The following is a 20,195-nucleotide window of genomic DNA, read 5'->3' as shown; positions in this document are numbered from 1 at the left end:
TCGCGCCTCGTTCCGACAGTTGCGTCATACCCGGTGGGGGATCACGCCTCGCGCACCGCTTTGTCTATGGCGTCATTCAGGCGCGTGCGCTCCTTGTTCACCCAACGGCCATCCTCGTAGTTCAGAAGGAAATCTTCGGCGAACTCGACAGGGTCATCGCCCACGATATTACGGATCGAAGTTGAATCGGCTGCCGCCTGTTCGAATAGATCGAGCAGATCCTCCATCATCTGCATCAGGATGTCGCCCTTGACGATGGCTCCCGCGTACATAATGTAGCGTTCGAGTCCGTTGATCGCGGTGCGGTAGCTCTGGGGGAGATCCTGCTTGCGTGCCTTGTACTTCCGCCAGCGCTTCTTGTCTTCGAATGATCCAGTGACGGTTTCGATCCATGTTGCGGCCATGATTATTTTCCTTCTGTTTCGGGGTGATCCGTGATGTTGCGTAGCTCTTCGATGCGTTCGGCAAGAAAGCTCCAGGTGGTCCAAAAATCGCGCAGGTACGCCCGCCCTGATGCGTTGAGCGTGTAGACCTTGCGCGGTGGCCCTTTTTCCGAGGCGACTTTCGCGACATCAACGAACCCGCGCTGCTCGATACGCACCAAGAGTGCGTAAATTGTGCCCTCGACTATGTCTGAGAATCCCCGCTCTCGCAGCCCAGAAGTGATCTCATAGCCGTAGGCAGGCTTGTCTGCCAGGATTGCGAGAACAATGCCGTCGAGCGTGCCCTTCAGCATCTCAGTGATCTGTTTTGCCACGATTTCCCCTACTCTGTGTCACTGACTATCTCTAGATAGTAACACTAAGTACTAGTACTTAGCAATGCTAAATACCGTGGAGCGGGGTCACTCAGCGGGGACGTGAATACAGACTGAGTTTTCGAGCATGAGTGTGGGTCAAGGGCCTGTTCAGCGTCGTTGGCATCGCCTTGAGGCTTGCTTTCGATTCACTGGCGCACTAACGCCAGCGGCGAGCGGCAGTGGGGCGAAGTATCGAAAACCAGGGATCGTCGTGACGGTGAAGCGGCTCTGGATCCACACTTACGCAGGGAGACTCAGAAAACTATCGCGGCAATCCGTTCTCAATGGCCGCAATGACCGCGGGATCATCGGGAAGCGTCGTCGGGCGGAACCGGGCAATCGAGTCATCCGGCGCGATCACGAACTTCTCGAAGTTCCACTTCACGCGCCCCTTCTTTCCTGCACTGTCGCGGACCTCGTGCAGAATCTCATACAGCGGATGCTTGTCGCGCCCGTTGACCTTGACCTTTTCCATCAGTGGAAAGGAAACGCCGTAGGTCATCGAGCAAAACTCTTTGATCTCTTCTGCCCCGCCGGGCTCCTGACCGAGGAACTGGTTGCAGGGGAAGCCGAGCACGGTGAAACCGCGGTCGGCATACTTCTTCTGCAACTCCTCCAGCGTCTCGTACTGGGGGGTGAGCCCGCATTTCGATGCGACATTGACGACCATCACCACACGGTCCGCATAATCCGAGAGGGAGGTAGCGTCGCCGTCGATGGTGGTGAGGGGGATCTCGCGGAGGTTCATGGTTCACAGACTATTCCTGCATGCTGTGAACGGGCTTTCGGAATGAAAGCGGCCCCGCTGGTGTTGCATCGCGTAGCGGAAGAACACGATACCGTCGCGAGCAACGAGGAAAGGTTGGCAAGGATGGCTTCAACGCACGGGGACGCATCAATTCCAGTTGAGTTCAGTGGGGCCGAGGCACTGAAGCGGGCGTTCCGGGAGCACCCTGCCGGCGTCTCACTCATCACCGCGCAGACCCCCGAGGGGCCTGTCGGCCTCACAGCGTCAAGTGTGGCCTCGGTGGGTATTGATCCACCAACGCTGTCCTTCTCCGTCACGCGTGCGACGGGGAGTGCGGGAGGGATCCTTGGCGCCGACACCTACATGGTGCACTTGCTCGACCGCAGGCACACTGAGATCGCGCAAACCTTTGCCGTTTCCGGCTCTGAACGGTTTACAGCGGAGCAGGGCTGGGAATATCTCGAGACGGGAGAACCATTCCTGCGCGACTCGCGGGTCGCCCTGCGGTGCCAAACTCTTCACTCGCTCGGTGTGGGCTCATCCGTCGTCGTGATCGCGGAGGTGTTGGGCGCGCATTTCGGCGAGTCGGACGCCGCAATGGTGTATCAGGATCGAACGTTCCACACGCTCTAGCGCGACCGCACACTCAAGGAGGACCAACGTGTCAGCACAAAACGAGTACTCGACCAGGGGAAGCTACGTCACCGACGGAGAAGCCTTCGAACGCGATACGCAGTACATCGAGGATCGCATCGTCGCGGATCCGGATGCCGTGCGTCAGCTCCCCGCTCCACCCGCATCGAAGATTGGCACGGTTGGCGCTGGCCTCAGCGACGGGGCACAGGCGTGGCCGGTCGAGCCGCACCGCTACCGACTGGTTGCGGCACGGGCGTGCCCGTGGGCGAACCGAACGCTCATCGTGCGCAGGCTCCTGGGTCTTGAAGATGTGATCTCTATCGGGCTTCCCGGCCCCGTGCATGACGCCCGATCCTGGACCTTTGATCTGGATCCCGACGGGCGCGATCCAGTGCTTGGCACTGAACGGCTGCAAAGCAACTACTTCGCCAGGTTCCCCGATTATCCACGTGGGATCACCGTCCCCGCGATCGTGGACATACCCTCGGGCGCTGTCGTCACCAATGACTACCCCCAAATCACGCTCGACTTCTCGACCGAGTGGCGGGAGTTTCATCGCGAGGGCGCGCCCGATCTTCTCCCGGTTGAGCATCGCGAGGAAATGTGGCCGCTCATGAACCGCGTGTTCACCGAGGTCAACAATGGCGTGTATCGCTGCGGCTTTGCGGGCAGTCAGGCGGCCTACGACGAGGCGTACGCACGTTTGTGGTCGACGCTCGATTGGCTTGAGGATCGCCTCGCGACTCGCAGGTTCCTGATGGGGGATCGCATCACCGAGGCGGACGTGCGACTCTTCACCACGCTTGTCCGCTTTGATCCCGTGTATCACGGTCATTTCAAGACGAACCGTCAACGCCTGAGCGAGATGCCACATCTGTGGGCCTACGCACGCGATCTATTCCAGACACCCGGCTTTGGCGACACTGTTGATTTCCAAGAGATCAAAGAGCACTACTACATCACGCACAGTGACATCAATCCCACGGGGATCGTCCCCGCCGGCCCGGATCTTTCCGACTGGCTCGAACCGCACGGACGCGAGAACCTTGGCGACGCGCCATTTGGGGCAGGCACTGCTCCGGGACCGGTCCCACCACATGAGCGTGTCACCGCGGGTCACAATCCCATGTACCCCGCGGGAGACTGATCACCAGCCCCGCGCGAGCCAGGCGTCAAGCGCCGGGGCTTCAGCCTCGATACTGGTGTGATCGCCGTGACCCGGCTGCACGGTCATGCTGCCGGGCAGCGTGAACAAGCTGGTCTGAATCGATTCGACGATCTGCGGGAAACTTGAGTACTCCCAGCGGGTGGCCCCCGGTCCACCCTGGAAGAGTGTGTCGCCCGAAAACACCGTGTTCAGATCCTGCGCGACAAAACACATCGACCCTGGGGTGTGGCCCGGGGTGTGCACTGCAGTGAGATCAACGCCGGCGACCGAAAACGTCGCACCTTCAGTGAGCTGAAAGTCAGGGCTGGCTTCTTCGTAGAGCTGGTCCCAAAGAAACAGGTCATCCGGGTGTAAATAGATGTGGGTATCGAGAAGTCTGGCTGCCTCAACTGCAGCACCAATGTGGTCCTCGTGTCCGTGGGTCAGGAGGATCCCGAGCGTGTCGCGCTCGCCCACGGTCCGCACAATCTCCTCAGCATCGTGCGCCGCGTCGATGACGAGCACCTCGGTGTCATCCCCAACAAACCAGACGTTGTTTTCGAGCTTGATCCCCTCCGGGGGAAGTCCCGGTTGCCCGGTACCAATGAACCCGGAGGTGATGAGCCGCTCGATCTTGACCGCGGTCATGTGCCCGCCCTCACCGTGCGCAAAACTACGCCCGCGTCACAATCACCGGGCAGGGGAGCGCCTGGAGCACGCCGTGGCTGACCGAACCGAGGAGTAGCCGGGAGAGACCACCGCGACCGCGGCTTCCCACGACCACCAGTTCAGCGCCCTCCGCTGCCTGCACAAGAGCGGCAACCGGGGGCGCCTGCACGATCTCGCGCCGGATCTCGAGATCCGGGTAGCGGGTTGCGAGCCCCGCAACGCCGATAGCGATCGCTTCCTCGGCGGCCGAGCGCTGCGAATCAACGAGTTCTTCACTCCACAGGTACTCCAGCCCCGGGGTGAGCGGCGGCATCCACGCATAGACCGCGACGAGCGCGAGACCGCGGAAGGAAGCTTCCTCGGCGGCAAACGCGATTGCCTTCTTCGAGGCTTCGGATCCGTCGACACCGACGACGACGGCCGCATTGGGGTTCGCGTCGTTGTTCGGGATCACCGCCACCGGGCAGTGCGCGGTAGCGGCGGCCTTCACTGCGCGGGTGCCAAAGAAGGATCCGGCGAGACGGCTGCCGCTGTGAGCGCCGAGCACCAGAAGATCAGCGCTACGCGATGCCTCTTCGAGTTCGGCGATCGGGTGACCGACCACCGCGTTACCGGTGATCTTGCCCGTAAAGCCGAGACTGCGCGCGTACTCGATCTCCGCGTTCAGCATCTGCTCGGAGGCTTTCTGCGCCTCCGAGAGGAAGGCAACACTCTCTGATAGGAACGAGTCATCGGCAACATGCAGGAGCTCGACATCTGCGCCGCGCTCGGTTGCGCGAGCAAGGCCCCAGGCGAGGGCAACCCTGCTCTGCTCTGATCCGTCTACTCCAATGAGATACTTCTCGGACATCGTGGGTCCTCTCTCTATTCGGATTTCTTTCAGGATAGCGCTTCAGCACGCCCGCGAGCGCAGATGATGAAACTCTGCTGTGTTGGCTATGCTTCGAGCGCCGGCAGGTGTGCCGGGTGGCTGCCTGCGAGCTGCTCGATGATCCGCACGACCTGGCAGCTGTAGCCGTACTCGTTGTCGTACCAGACGTACAGCACGGCGGTGTTACCGGTCACGATCGTTGCAAGACCGTCAACGATGCCTGCCCGGTTGGAGCCGACGAAGTCCGTCGATACGATCTCCGGCGACTCAACGTAGTCGATCTGGGTGCGCAAAGCTCCGGTGAGCGAGACCTTCTCCAGGAAGGAGTTGATTTCGTCACGGTTGGTCTCGGTCTCAAGCTGCAGGTTCAAGACCGCCATAGAGACGTCCGGCGTAGGCACGCGGATCGCGTTTCCGGTGAGCTTGCCTTCAAATTCGGGGAGCGCCTTCGAAACGGCCTTGGCAGCACCGGTCTCCGCGAGCACCATATTCAGTGCGGCAGAACGGCCGCGGCGGTCGCCCTTGTGGAAGTTGTCGATCAGGTTCTGATCGTTCGTGTACGAGTGCACGGTCTCGACGTGCCCCTGCTTCACGCCGAACTTGTCATTGATGACCTTGAGTACCGGAGTGATCGCGTTGGTGGTGCACGAAGCAGCGCTCAGAATCGTGTGCGCATCGGTGATGCTTGAGCTGTTGACGCCGTAGACGACGTTCAGCATGTCGCCCTTGCCCGGCGCGGTCAGCAGCACGCGAGCGATGCCCTTGTTCTTCAGGTGCTGGCTGAGGCCTTCGCTGTCGCGCCAGCGGCCGGTGTTGTCGACGAGGATCGCGTCCTCGATGCCGTAGGCGGTGTAGTCAACATCGGCCGGGTCGTTCGAGTAGATGACCTGGATCCGCACACCGTTGGCGAGGATCACGTTCTCCTCGGGCAGCACCTTGATCGTGCCGTTGAAGGGGCCGTGAACAGAATCGCGACGCAGCAGGTTCGCACGCTTCTCAAGATCATTCTCGGCACCCTTGCGGACAACAATCGCACGCAAGTTTAGGCCGTTGCCGCTGCCGGTGTGCTCAATGATGATGCGCGCGAGCAGGCGGCCGATACGGCCGAAGCCATACAGCACAACGTCGCTGCCCTTGCTGGGCTGAGCACCGAGCGCCGGCGCAAGTGCCTCACGCAGGTACGCGTGCAGGTCAGCGGATCCTGAAGCGCGGAAGCCGTTCGCGAGGAGCGCGAGATCGATGGATACCGGCCCGGGCTGGATCTCAGCAAGCGCCTCGACCACCGCGGAGGTCTCTTCGAGCGGAAGCTCGACGTCGTCAATCTTGCGCGCAAAGCTGTGCGCGCGAATGATGTCAATGGCGGAGCGGCCGACCAGACTGCGCCCGTGCACCGACATTACAATGTCGCGGTCACGGTAGAGCTGCCCGATCAGCGGGATCATCCGCTCTGCGAGTTCCTGCTTGGTCTTCCAAGCCTCGAGGTGAGACACAGCTCGCTGATTCATGTGAACGGAGGGTTCCTTTCAAGGATGAAGAGCTTCGGCCTGCCCGCCGGAGACACAGTGGCGTCGCTACCCAGTATCCCACATCGATCTGCGGAGCCGGGGAGAGCCGGGGCGAGTCACGATGACGCAGTGTGACACGCGAAATTGCGCCGCCAAGGTGTTGTGCATCAGGCTGTTGACGTGCCGCAGGGAGGGTGAACCGCATCTGCGGCGACACTCGAGCACTCTCGTTCACGAAACTCCGACAGAATGGATCACCATGTCACTGAAAAAAGCGGGTCTGATAACCGCGTCACTCACTGCCCTTGCCCTCACCCTGACCGGGTGTTCAAGCCCGGCATCTGACGAGACTTCAGCCGAGACCGTCAAAATCGGCGTAGTGGGAGCGAGCGATCCCTACTGGGATACTTTCGTCGCAGCAGCGGCTGACGAGGGAATCACGGTCGAGCTCAAGGACTTCAGCGACTACAACCAGCCGAACCCCGCGCTGAGCGCTGGTGAACTGGATCTGAATCAGTTCCAGCACATCGTGTATCTTGCCGACTACAACGTCGCGAACAACGATGATCTGGTGCCGATCGGCTCGACGGCGATTTACCCGCTGGGCGTCTTCTCCACGAAGCACACGAAGCTTTCTGAGATCCCCGAGGGTGGCAAAGTGGCGATTCCCGCCGACCCCACGAACCGTGCCCGTGCGCTGAACGTCTTGGAGTCCGCCGGTCTCATCAAGCTGAAGGACGGCGGCACGCTGTTCTCGACCCCCGCGGACATCGACACCGCTGCGTCGAAGATCACCGTGACCGAGATGGACGCGGCATTCACGGCGACCTCGCTGTCTGATGTCGACGCCGCTGTGGTGAATAACGACTTCGTCACCGAGGCTGGCCTGAAGTTTGACGAGGCGCTCTACCAGGATGATCCTGAAGACGAGGGCGCGAAGTTCTTCGTCAACGTGTTCGCGGCGAAGAAGGCTGACGCCGACAACCCGACCTACAAGAAGCTCGTCGAGATCTACCAGAACACCGAAAAGGTGCAGGCAGGTGTGTTCGAGAACTCGGGTGACAGTGCAATTCTGCTGAAGACCCCGGCATCGGAGCTGCAGCAGTACCTCAAGGATTCCGAAGAGCAGGTTCGCAAGAACAAGTAAATCGGTCTGAAACCGCATAAGATCGGGGCGTTCGAATTTCGGGCGCCCCGATCCGTGAGGTCGATCAGCCGCGTCGCGATCAGTGCTGGGATGCGGGGAGAACACATAATGAGGAGACGCAGATGACACGCGTACAGTTGATTGGCGTTGGCAAGGAGTACCCGGCCCGCGGCAAACAGGCGGCACCGGTTGTTGCTGTGGATGACGTCTCCATCGATGTCGCCTCGGGCGAGATCCACGCGGTGATTGGCTACTCGGGCGCGGGCAAGAGCACGCTACTGCGGCTCGTCAACGGACTCGAGCGGGCGACCTCGGGCCGGATCCTCGTCGGCACGGACGAGATCACCAATCTTCCGGAATCCCGCGTGCGCGTCGTGCGCGGTGGCATCGGCATGATCTTTCAGCAGTTCAATCTTTTCCACTCGAAGCGGGTGGCCGCGAACGTCGAGTACCCCCTCATCGTCGCGAAAGTGCCACCGACGGAACGCAAGCGCCGGGTTGCGGAGCTGCTCGACTTTGTCGGGCTGAGCGACAAAGCGACGGCGTTCACCGACCAGCTCTCCGGCGGGCAGAAACAGCGCGTGGGCATTGCCAGAGCGCTCGCGACGAACCCTGGCGTGTTGCTCGCGGACGAGGCCACCAGCGCTCTCGATCCCGAGACCTCACAGGAGGTGCTCGCGCTCCTCAAACGGGTCAACTCTGAGTTCGGCATCACGATTATGTTGATCACCCACGAGATGGAGGTCGTCCGCGAGATTGCCGATCGTGTAACGGTGATGGATGCCGGCCGCGCGGTCGAGCAGGGCGACGTCTTCGACGTTTTCTCGAACCCCAAAACGGAAACAACCAAACGCTTCGTGGCGACCGCGCTCCCGACCGAGCCGAATGCGGCGCATCTTGAAGAGCTGCGACGCAGGCACCGCGGAAAGCTGGTGACGTTGACGTTCAGGGACGGCGACGTGGATCAGCCGGTCGTCTTCCAGACCATCGCCGACCGGGGCGTCGGCGTGAGCATCGTGCACGGCGGTGTTACCGATGTCGGCGGACGAAGCTTCGGGAGACTCACCCTGGAACTCATTGGCGACGATCTCAAGATTGAACACGCGGTTGCCGCGCTCGCACAGCATGCAGAACTGGAGGTTCTGGCGTAATGGAACAACTCTTTGCTCTGTTTGAAAGTGGAAAGTTTCTCGAGGCGACCTTTCAAACCCTCTTGTACGTGCTCGTCGCGATGGGCCTCGGTGGCGGCATTGGTTTGATCCTGGGCGTGTGTCTGACGGTCACCCGCCAGGGCGGCATTCTGCCCAGCCCACCCACCTACTGGGTTCTGAACTTCCTCGTGAACTTCTTCCGCCCGATCCCGTTCGTCCTCCTGATCTTCGCCCTGCAACCGCTCGCACGCGCGGTCATCGGGACCGGAATTGGGGATCCGATGGCGATGTTCGCCCTCGCCTTCGCGGCGAGCTTCGGAATCGCACGCCTGGTAGAGCAAAACCTGCTGACCGTCTCTCCGGGCGTTATTGAGGCCGCCCGGGCGATGGGAGCTGGCCCGCTGCGCACGATCCTCACCGTGCTGATTCCGGAGGGCCTCGGCCCGCTCGTGCTCGGCTACACCTTCGCGTTTATCGCGGTGGTTGATATGACCGCGATGGCTGGCATTATTGGTGGTGGTGGCCTCGGCAACTTTGCAATGCAGTATGGCTTCCGCCAGTTCAACCCCTGGGTAACCTGGTCGGCAGTGCTGTTGATTATCGTCATCGTGCAGCTCGTACAGGTACTCGGGAACGCCATCGCCAGAAAACTGCTTCGGAGGTAGTGATGACATCGCTCGCGGATCGCACGGGACACTTCACGCTCGCGGATATCCGCCGCGTCGCAGAGGAATTCTGGCCCGAGGATTCCGCAGAGTCATGGGACCGCGTGGGGCTCGTCTCCGGCCGAGACGACGCGCCGCTGCGACGAGTGTTGCTCGCCGTTGACGCGGTAGCGGCGACGGTCGACGAGGCGCTTGAGTGGGGCGCGGACCTCCTCTTCACGCATCACCCGCTCCTGCTGCGGGGGGTGCACTCGGTCGCGGAGGACACCTCCAAGGGTGCGTTGCTCGCCCGGCTCATCCGGGGCGAGTGTGCGCTTCTCGCGGCGCACACCAACGGGGATATTCCCGGCGGCGGCGTCTCCGACGTCATTGCCCAGCGGCTCGGGTTGCGCGGCGCAGCGCCGATCGTACCCGCGGCTGAGGCAGGCATCGGGATCGGTCGCGTCGGTGATCTGGCGACGCCCGAAACGCTACGGTCGTTCGCTGAGCGGGTCGCGGCGATCCTGCCAGAGACTGTGACCGGTGTGCGGGTGGCGGGGGATCCGGATCGCGAAGTGCAGCGCATCGCGCTTCTCGGGGGCGCCGGCGACAGCCTCCTTGACCACCCCGAGGTGCGCGCGGCGGACGTGTATCTCACGAGCGATTTGCGTCACCACCCGGCGCAGGAATCGCTGGAGCTGAGCGCGGCGACCACCGGACCCGCGCTGATCGATGTGGCGCACTGGGCGAGCGAGTCGCTGTGGCTTGACGGCGCTGCGGAACGCCTCGCGGCCCAGCTGCCGGGGTGGAGTTTCGGGTCAGCACGCTCCGCACCGATCCCTGGACCTTCAGCGTCTGAAGGATCTTCGCGGCTGCGGCTTCGCAGCGCCCGGGGGCACTTGCCGATAGGCTTGGAAGCATGAAGGCCAGCACACGCCAGCAGAGACTCCTGCTTGATCTCCAAGACCTCGACACTCTGCTGGCGCGGCTGCGCAGACAGCGCGCCACACTTCCCGAACGTACCGAACTTGAGGGGCTTGGATCAGAGCATGCGGCAGCCCGCGACGGCTTTATGCGGGCGCAGCGCGAGCTTGATACGCAGCGTGGCGAGCTCGAACGGATCGAGTCCGACGTTGCGACCGTGCAGCAGCGCAGGGATCGCGATACCGAGATGCTCAGCTCCAGCACCTCAAGCAAAGAGGCCCAGGCGCTGCAATCGGAACTGGAAACGCTGACGCGTCGGCAGTCCGAGCTTGAGGATCGCGAGCTCGAGATCATGGAGGTATTGGAGACCGCGCAGGCCGCCTTTGACGAAGCAACTCAGCTACTGGAAGGTGTTGACGCGCGTCGCGCAGAGGTCACCGCGCGGCTCGAAGCGGCTGAGCGAGAACTCGACGCAAGGATCGCAGCGCAGTCCGAGGAACGCGCGAGTGTCGCCGCGGAGCTACAGCGCGACCTGCTCGATCTGTACGAAGAGCTTCGCGGCCGGATTGGAATTGGCGCGGCGCGACTGCGTGGCAACGTGTCTGAAGGTAACAACATGGCGCTCGCTCCTGCCGAGCTCAGCGACATCCGTGCCACCGCACCCGATGAGCTGGTGTTTTGCCCGGGCAGCGGCGCGATCCTGGTGCGCGACTACGAAGAGTAGCCCGCACGCGCCATTATCTCGCCCGCTCTCCGCTACACTGAATCACGGAATGGGTCGGTGAGGCGGTCGCGTCACGACACCGCGCAAGCGGTGGCCGTGCCGAGGAACGTCCGGGCTCCACAGAGGAGAACGGTGGGTAACACCCACCCGGGGTAACCCGCGAGAAAGTGCAACAGAGAGTAGACCGCCAGGAGTGGCTTGCCACTTCCGGTAAGGCTGAAAGGGTGGTGTAAGAGACCACCGGCGTTCGTGGTGACACGGGCGGCCAGGTAAACCTCGTTCGGAGCAAGGCCAGACAGAAGACATTGAGGCTCCTCGCTGAGTCTTCGGGTAGGCCGCTAGAGGATGCTGGTAACAGTATCCCGAGAGAGATGACCGTCACCGCTGGTTTTCGGGCCAGCGCGACAGAACCCGGCGTATGATCCGGCCCATTCCATCCCCAGCAACATGCTGCGCGCCCCCTGTCATTCTGCGCGAAGTCGCAGAATCTCCGATTTCAAGACTGACATATCTCTGTCGACGTGGCGACTACCGGGCAGAGGCAAGCCGACATTCGCTTAAAGCAGGGGACCCCGGCGTTTCGCTTCGCGCAACGCCAACCCTGATGCGCTCATTGCCGCCCTGCCTCTGCCCGGCAGCCTCGAGTCATTCTTACCGACTAAAATCGTCAAACTCTTGGACAGATGAGAAAGCCTTTGCATTCCAGCCGTGAATCTTCGCATCATCGCCACGTATGACGTCCAGGTCGCCTTCGCAGTCCACGGCACGGTGTTCATATCCAGAACTCTCTAAATCTCCTCTGCACTCAAATAGGGTGATGGTAAAGAGCAATGAATGTGAACGGAGGTCGACGGACTTGGTACCGGAAGACGACAATGATGGCTCAGGTGGACCCAAACCAGGAACCAGCGATGACTCCGTTCAGCCGGACGAAGAAGCACCGAATACTTATCGGTCAGAGGCGGCGCAGAAAAGCGAGACCGAGAACGACAACTCCTCGTCTGTCTCCGCCCAAGAGATCGCCGCGAGGATCGCGAGCGCGAACCAGTTCAGCCACCTCATGCCAACTGTCGGGAACAAAGCTTGGAATGACGCGCTAAGTGCTGCATTGTCTGGCCCAGCCAAAGAGGCCGCCGCGAGGATCGCGAGCGCGAACCAGTTCAGCCACCTCATGCCAACTGTCGGGAACAAAGCTTGGAATGACGCGCTAAGTGCTGCATTGTCTGGCCCAGCCAAAGAGGCCGCCGCGAGGATCGCGAGCGCGAACCAGTTCAGCCACCTCATGCCAACTGTCGGGAACAAAGCTTGGAATGACGCACTAAGTGCCGCATTGTCTGGCCCAGCCCATGAGATCGCCGCAAAGATAGCCAGTGCAAACGAGTTCAACCACTGGGCGATCGACGATGCGAATACGGTCTGGAACGATGAAGTTCGAAACTCGCTCACCCCAGCGACCAGGGAGGCCGCCGACCGGATTAGCAAGTCATCTCTCGGCTGGCTTCAAAATTATTCCGGGCAAACGCTCGAACCAGCATTGTATGCCCGCGTTGCTCGCGAGTTAGCTAATGAATCGTTCGACTCGCCTGAGTCGGACTATGAACCAATAAGATTCGAAAGCTACCCCGAAGACAAGGTGAGCACACCTGCGGCAATCTTTGAACGGTTCGAGGTAACTGTGGAATCGCTCTCAGAACTCATGACGCAACTCGATGAACTCACCCGCAGGCTCGCCCCGCTCACTGTTACGTGGAGAGGGCAAGCGAACGCGAACTGGGGCTTGCACTCTACACTTCATCGTGAGGTGCGTAGGGCAAAGGAACCCATTGGTGAAGGTCTACACCAGACCGCCAACACCATACCAACGGAGCGGGAAATCGTCGCCGCTGAGCGGTATCTTCTTGCAGATGTGGGTGCTCGGTGGAGACTCGGTAGCTCTCCTGCGGTCGAGACGCTGGCGAGAATGCAGCATCGTGGAATCCCTACCAGGTTGCTCGACGCCACTAGAAACCCGCTGCTCGCGCTCTGGTTTGCTGTCACAGACCCAGAAACCGCAGAGACTGATGCCCGACTCATTGCTGTAGCCCACCGCGCAGTTTCTCAAATCGACGATTCGCAAGCCAAAGAAATAGACAAGGCTTTCTGGTCCGAACAGTACCCATTTTGGTTTGATTTTAGCTCTCCAAAACATCGAGTCACGGGTGCATGGGGGACCGGGACCCGGCTTCGGGAAGTCATTCCACCCGACTACGACAAGCGCATTTTGGCGCAAAACGCTGTGTTTCTTCTCGATGGAGCACCAGCGATTACGGAATCGGTTCTTGAACGTTATAACGAGATTGTCGATGGAGATTGGCGGGCGACAGACATAGCTGCGTCTATGTCTGTCGTGTTAGCCCCCTGCGACCCCAGCAAGACTCTTGCCAACCCCGATAGCGACCTGTCTCTTACCTACAGCTTCCGGATACCGGCCAGGCTGAAGGAGCCCATTCGAGAGACTCTAAAGCGTACATACGGCTTAGATTGGGAGACAATCTATCCAGATATGGAAGGAATCAAAGGGTTTCTCGAAGGAGAACCAGAATGGTTCTCTCACGTTAGAGAGACGTACCTGTGATGATTCGAATACTTACTTCAACGCACGTCCATGTTTACCTGTGTTGAAGGTTGCTCCACTTCCGGGTCGGTGCCATTTTCTCAGGCGATTTCTTGGCTTGAATGAGGCCGCTTTCGAGTAAGCGAAACCGGTCCTCAACAGCTTTGCTGAACGCAAACCGTCGCTGAGCGGTTACTGACTGCCCACCATTGCGACCGGTCTACGGCCACCTTGCCATATCACCCTCGCCCGGGTGGCAGATTAGGAGTCACAGCCGTTCCGGGTGGGTGTGTCGGTGCGACGGCTCCTAGTCCGAGGCAAGCCGGCATTCGCTTAAAGCATGGTTCCCTTGCGTGTCGCTTCACGCGGTGCGGGCTTACCCCTGCCCGGCAGCCTCAAGTCATTCCTGTCAGCTATGATCGCCGGACCCTTGGATGGATGAGGAAGCCGTTACAGACTAATCGTGAACGATCACATCATTGGCCCGCATGACGTCCAGATCGCCGTCCCAGCCAATTCCGTGGAGTTCCTGGAAGGAGGTTTCAGTAAGCAGAGACCTCATACACCAATGGTAGACCTTGCACGCGTCTCTTTCACGACCGTGCGGCTCGAATTCGCACTCTCGACAATTGCACCATACGGAACTACACACCAGAGAGCCGGAGACGGTAGGCCCGTGCTGGCGCATTTGCGGAGGAGAGATGTGCGACCCTTGCGCGTCTCGATAACGCAATCAAGCGCTGGCACGGGCCTACCGTCTCCGGCTCGCCAAGCTCCCCGCAAAACAAGGATCCTAGTTGGGACACGTGGATCCTGCGACTGCGCGCATGATGAAGCAGGGTGGGCGCGCAGGATGACGCAAGCTCACGAGCTACTCCGACAGAGTCAGGATCTCGAAACCGTCTTCACGCACCACGATGGTGTGTTCGAACTGCGCGGTCACGGAGCGATCCCGCGTGGTCACGGTCCAGCCGTCGTCCCACTGATCCCACTCGTGCGTGCCGAGGGTCAGCATCGGCTCCACCGTGAACACCATGCCCGGCCGAATCACGTCTGCGTAGGCGGGGGCCGAGTCATAGTGGGGGATGATCAGCCCGCTGTGGAACGAAGATCCGACACCGTGCCCGGTAAAATCACGCACCACGCCATAGCCGAAGCGCTTCGCGTAGGTCTCGATGACGCGGCCAATCACGTTGACCGCACGGCCCGGACGAGCGGCCTTGATCCCGCGCATCATCGCCTCGTGCGTGCGTTCGACGAGCAGATCAATCTCTTCCGGGACCGCGCCCACGCGGAAGGTGCGGTTCGTGTCGCCGTGGAAACCGTCGAGATATGCGGTGACGTCGACGTTCACGATGTCGCCCTCGCGCAGCACGGTGTCGTCGGGAATCCCGTGACAAATCACCTCATTGACGGAGGTGCAGCTTGACGCCCGGTATCCGCGGTACCCGAGTGTGGAGGGGTAGGCGCCAGCGGCGACCACCGATTCGTGAGCGACACGGTCGAGCTCGGCCGTGGTCACTCCAGGGCGCACCACCTCCGCGACGGCGTCGAGCGCGCGGGATGCGATCGCTCCCGAGATTCGGATCTTTTCGATCTCACTCTCCGTGTACGTATTGTCGCCGGCATACGGCGGCGGGACGCTGAGCCCCACATACGGCGGCCGCGCGATGGTGCCGGGCACCGTCCGCGCTGCCGGCAATGATCCTGGAACAAGAAACCCCTGTGCGTCGAATGGCATGGTTCTAGTCTAGGAGTGTGGCGGGCAATCGCTCTGTCATCTCATCACCCAGAACAAATCGAGGAGCGCACCATGAGCAAACGTGACTGGGGTATCGAGGATCCCGCCGAAACCTACTGGTACAACACCCGCACCGGCGAGGTGGAGGACGGCCCGCAGTCGCTCTCGGTAGACCGTGTTGGGCCGTTTCAGAGCCGGGAAGAGGCCGCAAACGCGCAGGAAATCATCGCGGAACGGGCGCGGCAATGGGCCGAAGAGGACGCACGGGAGGACTAGCGTCCTGCGCGGGCCCAGAACACAGGCCGACGTAACATGATTGTCACAGGGGCGCGATAGTCTGATTCTGCTAAACGTCATTCATGAACGGAGCAGGCATGAGTAAACAGCGTGATTTTGTTCTTCGCACCATCGAGGAGCGCGGTGTCAGGTTCGTGCGGCTGTGGTTTACGGACGTGTCCGGAACGCTCAAATCGGTCGCGCTCGCACCGGCCGAGGTGGAGGGCGCGTTCAGCGAGGGCATTGGGTTCGACGGCTCCGCGATCGAAGGCCTCACCCGCGCCTATGAGTCTGATCTGCTCGCGGTACCGGATCCTGCGACGTTTCAAATGCTTCCGTGGCGCAGCCAGAGCGAGCCGACAGCGCGTATGTTCTGCGATATCAGGACCCCGAACGGTGAACCCGCGGTTGCGGATCCGCGAAACGTGCTGAAGCGCACCCTGGCCCGCGCCGCCGAGCAAGGATTCACCTTTTACACGCATCCCGAGGTCGAGTTTTATCTGCTGAAATCAAAGGAGTTTGGAGCAGAGGGCCCGACGCCCGTTGACCGCGCTGGATACTTCGACAATGTTCCGGGCGGCACCGCGCACGACTTCCGCCGGGAAAGTGTGAACATGCTGGAAGATCTTGGCATCTCCGTCGAGTTCAGCCATCACGAGGCCGGTCCCGGGCAAAACGAGATCGATCTGCGCTACGCCGACGCCCTCACGACCGCCGATAACCTCATGACGTTCCGCAGCGTCGTGAAGGAGGTCGCGATCGCGCAGGGAGTGCACGCTACCTTCATGCCGAAGCCACTCGTGGGGCAGCCAGGATCCGGCATGCACACGCACCTCTCGCTGTTCGAGGGCGACACCAACGCCTTCTACGATCCGGGCGCGCGCCACCAGCTTTCTCAGACCGGGCGCCGCTTTGTCGCGGGGCTGCTGCGCCACGCTCCCGAGATCACCGCGGTCACGAACCAGTACATCAACTCCTACAAGCGGCTCTGGGGCGGCGACGAGGCTCCGTCCTTCGTCAGCTGGGGCCACAACAACCGTTCGGCGCTCGTGCGGATCCCGATGTACAAACCCGGCAAGGGTGGTGCCGCGCGTGTCGAGTACCGCGGCATGGACAGCGCAGTGAACCCGTACCTTGGATTCTCGATGCTGCTCGCTGCCGGACTCAAAGGCATCGAGGGAGAGTACGAGCTTCCCCGGAGGCAGAGAACAACGTGTGGGCGCTCAGCGACGGCGAACGCCGGGCCATGGGCTTCGACGCGCTGCCGACAAGCCTCGACCATGCCCTCGCGGTGATGGAGCGCTCAGAGCTTGTCGCTGAGACACTGGGGGAGCAGGTGTTTGCCTATTTCATCCGAGATAAGCGACGCGAAGTCGCCGAGTACCGTGCCCAGGTCACCCCGTACGAGCTCTCTTCAATGCTCGATACGGTGTAGCTCGGGGATCGGAAGTGACGCGCGAAACACGCGAACTGCGCCTTGCGGATTTCGCTCGGGCCGGATTTCAGGAACTCACCTCATCGCGCGCTCGGCTTGACGAGCTTGCTGCGAGCCTGGCGAGGCCCGTCGAGGGACTGTTGCAGGCGTTTGCACAAGCCGCAGATCCTGATGCCGCGCTCGCACGCGTGCGGCAACTCGCGGAGCAGCATCCCGGTCTTCTGCGAGGATTCGACACCGTTCAGCTGGAGCGTCTTTGCCTCCTTATCGGAGCGTCGCCCGCGCTCGGCGATTTCTTCACCCGGCATCCGGCGCAGCTTGGTTCGATCCTGAATCGCGGCGGCCGGATCGTGCGCGGTGAGGAAGCACGCGAGCAGCTACTTGTCGCGGTGCATGATCCCGAGACTCAGCTCCCACTTGCTTCTGAGCCGGGGTGGTTGGCCCTGCGGGTGCGCTACCGCGAACTGCTCGCCGAAGTGATGCTGTACGACCTTCGTGAGTCGCGGGAGAACCGCGCGGAAGACGCGTTCGAACCGGTAGCACTGTCGCTGTCCGGTCTCGCGGGCGGGGCAGTCGAGGCGTCCCTCGCCGTGGCCCGTGCCACCCTTGCGGCGGGAGGCTCGGGTCCCCAGGTCGCAGCCGAGCGCCTTGCCGCGGTGCAGCTTGCGGTGGTGGCGATGGGAAAGTGCGGCGCGGAAGAACTCAATGTGGTCTCCGACGTCGATGTCGTGTTTGTCGCCGAATCGAATGACGATGAACTGCTCGATAGCGATGCTCTGATCCGTCTCGCCACCAGACTCGCGTCCGAGACGATGCGCGGAATCCACGGCCCCGCGCTCGAGCCGCCGCTTTGGGAACTGGACGCGAATCTCCGCCCGGAGGGTCGCCACGGCGCTCTCGTGCGGACGCTCGGTTCGATGCTCGCGTACTACGAGCGCTGGGCAAAGGGATGGGAATTCCAGGCGCTACTGAAGGCCAGACCCCTCGCGGGGGCGCTGGATCTTGGCGCCGAGTTTGTGGCGCGCACGCGCGAAATGGTGTGGGCGTCTTCATCTCGCGAGGATTTTGTTGGATCCGTTCAGCGGATGCGCGAGCGCGTCACCGAACACATCGACAACGAAGACCTCGAAGTGCAGCTGAAGCTTGGGCCAGGGGGCCTGCGCGACATCGAGTTCAGCGTGCAGCTTCTGCAGCTTGTGCACGGCCAGTACGACAATCGTTTGCACCTGCGCGGCACCCTACCGGCGCTTCGCGCGCTCGTCGAGGGCGGCTACATCGCCAGGAGCGACGGAGAGCGGTTGGAGTCCGACTACCGGCGATTGCGGGTGCTGGAACATCGACTGCAGTTGCGGGATCTGCGCCGCACGGCGATTATGCCGCGGGATGAAGAACAGCTGCGCGTACTCGCTCGGTCCTCGGGCCTCGCAGAGAGCGGGGCTGCGCTGCTCGTGCTCTGGGAGGGGATCAAGCGCGAGGTCAGAGAGCTTCATCTAAAGATCTTCTACGCACCGCTGTTGAGCGCGGTGGCCTCGCTTCCCGAAGAAGAGATGGTGCTCGGCTCTGATGCCGCGCGGGTCCGGCTGAGCAGCATCGGCTTCCGGGATCCCGACGGCGCGATGCGGCACCTAGCTGCGCTCACCCGCGGGACATCCCGGCGCGCCAAGATTCAGCGCAACCTCATGCCGGTGATGCTGCAGTGGCTCGCCGATGGTACGGATCCCGACTTCGGTTTGCTGTCCTTTCGCCGTGTGAGCGAGGCAAATCAGGAGACACCCTGGTACCTGCGGCTGCTTCGGGATGGCACCGACGCGGCGGAGCGGCTTGCGCGGGTGCTTTCCTGCTCGCGCTTCGCAGCCGACCTCTTGGAAACGATTCCCGAGGCGGTGGCCTGGCTCGAAAGCAATCAGCGCCTGCAGCCGACAAGCTTGCAGGCGCTTCTCGAGGAGATGCGGGCCCTCGCTTCGCGAAGGGAATCCGCTGAAGACGCGGCTGGTCATCTGCGGGCGGTGCATCGGCGCGAGGTGCTGCGTCTCGCACTCGGGCGGATCGTGGGGGCTATCGATGACGAGGCGGTCGCTTGGGGACTTGACGCCGCGCATACGGCGTTGCTTGATGGCTTGCTGATCGCGATTCGGCGGGACGAGACTGCGACGGCTACGGGCGCCGCTGACGCGCTGCCGCCCGTGGAGTTTGCCCTCATCGGGATGGGCCGGTACGGCGGCAGGGAGTTGGGCTTTGCCTCCGACATCGATATCGTTGCGGTCTATCGCGCCCGGCGGAACTCAGCTCAGAGCAGGCGTCCCGGGCCGCCACGAAGCTCGTTTCCGAACTGCGCCGCCTCGTCGCGGATCCGCGGTTTCCGGTAGATCTTGACTTCGATCTGCGCCCAGAGGGGAAAAACGGCCCGATCGCACGCAGTCTCGACGCCTATCGCGCCTACTACGAACGGTGGTCGGTGACCTGGGAGGCGCAGGCGCTGTTGCGTGCCCGCCACGTGGCGGGTGACGTGACGCTCGGCGCCGACTTCATCGCACTGGCGGACGAGATCCGGTATCCAACAGCTTTCGGCGAGAGCGAGATTCGCGAGGTGCGGCGGATGAAAGCTCGGGTGGAATCGGAGCGGTTGCCGCAGGGCGCGGACCCGAGGCGCCACCTGAAGCTGGGGCCGGGAGGCATCAGCGACGTCGAATGGCTCGTGCAGCTCATTCAGCTTCGTGAGGGGCACCGGGACGAGAGTCTGCGGACGGTAGAGACGCTCGCGGCTCTCGACGCAGCAGCCAGGCTCGAGCTTCTGCCTGCGGAGGAAGCGGAGCAGCTTTCCGAGTGTTGGCAGTTCGCAAGCCAGCTGCGTTCCGCCCTCAAATTGTGGACGGGGCGAGCCTCGGATTCTCTGCCAAATGACTGGGTCGATCTTGAGGGAATTGCCGGGGTCCTGCAGCTTCCGCGGGGTCACACCTCTGAGATTGAGGATCGATGGTTTGCGGTGTCTCGCCGGGCACGCGCTGTGTTTGAGCGGGAGTTTTTTGGGTATTCCGAGAACGAAAGATTCCCGCTCGGCTAATCCTGGCTCCCTTGCTGGTCGCATTCACCACCGCCCGGGCACCCCCTGGCGTGAGTGCCCACTTCCCCTGCGACTGCCCACCTTTCCGACGTGCGGGAATGGTGGGCAGTCGCAGGATTGGTGG

15 protein-coding genes, 1 other RNA gene and 3 pseudogenes are annotated in these 20,195 nt (G+C 61.9%); 12 read left to right on the top strand and 7 right to left on the bottom strand.

The window, feature by feature from the left end:
* Positions 1-41: 41 nt before the first annotated feature.
* From G7067_RS09495 to G7067_RS09485, 3 genes are all read right to left on the bottom strand, one after another.
* A complete protein-coding gene (locus G7067_RS09495) occupies positions 42-404 on the bottom strand; it encodes a DUF1048 domain-containing protein (RefSeq protein ID WP_166323758.1) in 363 nt (120 codons plus the stop codon).
* Positions 405-406: 2 nt separating this feature from the next.
* Positions 407-757 carry a PadR family transcriptional regulator gene (locus tag G7067_RS09490; RefSeq protein WP_166323756.1) on the bottom strand — a complete coding sequence of 117 codons (351 nt, stop codon included), beginning with the start codon at positions 755-757 and terminating at the stop codon, positions 407-409.
* 304 nt (positions 758-1,061) lie between these two features.
* A complete protein-coding gene (locus G7067_RS09485) occupies positions 1,062-1,547 on the bottom strand; it encodes a glutathione peroxidase (RefSeq protein WP_166323754.1) in 486 nt (161 codons plus the stop codon).
* 123 nt (positions 1,548-1,670) lie between these two features.
* On the opposite strand from G7067_RS09485, the gene G7067_RS09480 reads away from it, so the two are divergent.
* Complete coding sequence (locus G7067_RS09480) at positions 1,671-2,180, top strand: flavin reductase family protein (RefSeq protein ID WP_166323752.1); 510 nt, start codon at positions 1,671-1,673, stop codon at positions 2,178-2,180.
* A gap of 28 nt (positions 2,181-2,208) precedes the next feature.
* Positions 2,209-3,330: a glutathione S-transferase family protein gene (locus G7067_RS09475; protein WP_166323750.1), complete on the top strand. Its 1,122-nt coding sequence runs from the start codon at positions 2,209-2,211 to the stop codon at positions 3,328-3,330.
* On the opposite strand, the gene G7067_RS09470 is transcribed toward G7067_RS09475, so the two are convergent.
* From G7067_RS09470 to G7067_RS09460, 3 genes are all read right to left on the bottom strand, one after another.
* Positions 3,331-3,978, bottom strand: a complete 648-nt coding sequence (locus G7067_RS09470) for an MBL fold metallo-hydrolase (RefSeq protein WP_166323748.1) — start codon at positions 3,976-3,978, stop codon at positions 3,331-3,333. It lies immediately after the preceding gene.
* A 25-nt stretch (positions 3,979-4,003) separates the two neighbouring features.
* Entirely contained in the window at positions 4,004-4,849 is an 846-nt protein-coding gene (locus G7067_RS09465; RefSeq protein ID WP_166323746.1) for a universal stress protein, read from the bottom strand.
* A gap of 86 nt (positions 4,850-4,935) precedes the next feature.
* A complete protein-coding gene (locus tag G7067_RS09460; RefSeq protein WP_166323744.1) occupies positions 4,936-6,375 on the bottom strand; it encodes a glyceraldehyde-3-phosphate dehydrogenase in 1,440 nt (479 codons plus the stop codon).
* A gap of 259 nt (positions 6,376-6,634) precedes the next feature.
* On the opposite strand from G7067_RS09460, the gene G7067_RS09455 reads away from it, so the two are divergent.
* The 7 genes and pseudogenes from G7067_RS09455 to G7067_RS09425 all read left to right on the top strand — a co-directional run bounded on the left by G7067_RS09455 (position 6,635) and on the right by G7067_RS09425 (position 13,579).
* Positions 6,635-7,522 carry a MetQ/NlpA family ABC transporter substrate-binding protein gene (locus G7067_RS09455; RefSeq protein WP_166323742.1) on the top strand — a complete coding sequence of 296 codons (888 nt, stop codon included), beginning with the start codon at positions 6,635-6,637 and terminating at the stop codon, positions 7,520-7,522.
* A gap of 122 nt (positions 7,523-7,644) precedes the next feature.
* Entirely contained in the window at positions 7,645-8,673 is a 1,029-nt protein-coding gene (locus tag G7067_RS09450) for a methionine ABC transporter ATP-binding protein (protein WP_166323740.1), read from the top strand.
* Positions 8,673-9,338 (top strand): methionine ABC transporter permease, encoded by a 666-nt coding sequence (locus G7067_RS09445; protein WP_166323738.1) that lies wholly within the window; start codon positions 8,673-8,675, stop codon positions 9,336-9,338. Before G7067_RS09450 ends, G7067_RS09445 begins: the two co-directional genes overlap by 1 nt.
* A 2-nt stretch (positions 9,339-9,340) precedes the next feature.
* Positions 9,341-10,176 (top strand): annotated as a pseudogene (locus G7067_RS09440) (Nif3-like dinuclear metal center hexameric protein).
* 60 nt (positions 10,177-10,236) lie between these two features.
* Complete coding sequence (locus G7067_RS09435; RefSeq protein ID WP_166323736.1) at positions 10,237-10,965, top strand: zinc ribbon domain-containing protein; 729 nt, start codon at positions 10,237-10,239, stop codon at positions 10,963-10,965.
* A 50-nt stretch (positions 10,966-11,015) separates the two neighbouring features.
* Positions 11,016-11,400, top strand: an RNA gene (rnpB, locus tag G7067_RS09430) — RNase P RNA component class A.
* A gap of 382 nt (positions 11,401-11,782) precedes the next feature.
* Positions 11,783-13,579, top strand: coding sequence for an FRG domain-containing protein (locus tag G7067_RS09425; RefSeq protein WP_166323734.1), 1,797 nt, complete (start codon positions 11,783-11,785; stop codon positions 13,577-13,579).
* A gap of 850 nt (positions 13,580-14,429) precedes the next feature.
* Here G7067_RS09425 and map read toward each other — a convergent pair.
* On the bottom strand, positions 14,430-15,299 hold the full coding sequence (gene map / locus G7067_RS09420) for a type I methionyl aminopeptidase (protein ID WP_166323732.1): 870 nt from the start codon (positions 15,297-15,299) through the stop codon (positions 14,430-14,432).
* Positions 15,300-15,371: 72 nt separating this feature from the next.
* Between map and G7067_RS09415 the strand changes: the two genes are divergently transcribed.
* The 3 genes and pseudogenes from G7067_RS09415 (at position 15,372) to G7067_RS09405 (ending at position 20,071) form a co-directional block, all read left to right on the top strand.
* Positions 15,372-15,575, top strand: coding sequence for a methionine aminopeptidase (locus G7067_RS09415; RefSeq protein WP_166323730.1), 204 nt, complete (start codon positions 15,372-15,374; stop codon positions 15,573-15,575).
* Between the two features lie 98 nt (positions 15,576-15,673).
* Positions 15,674-17,010, top strand: a pseudogene (gene glnA, locus G7067_RS09410) (type I glutamate--ammonia ligase).
* Positions 17,011-17,024: 14 nt separating this feature from the next.
* Positions 17,025-20,071: pseudogene (locus tag G7067_RS09405) on the top strand (bifunctional [glutamine synthetase] adenylyltransferase/[glutamine synthetase]-adenylyl-L-tyrosine phosphorylase).
* The last annotated feature ends 124 nt before the right edge of the window (positions 20,072-20,195 follow it).

Origin of the sequence: Leucobacter insecticola (assembly GCF_011382965.1) — a bacterium.
GTDB classification, from domain to species: Bacteria; Actinomycetota; Actinomycetes; order Actinomycetales; family Microbacteriaceae; genus Leucobacter; species Leucobacter insecticola.
The sequence above is the reverse complement of the archived record's forward strand: the minus strand, read 5'-3'. Positions and strand labels throughout refer to the sequence as shown.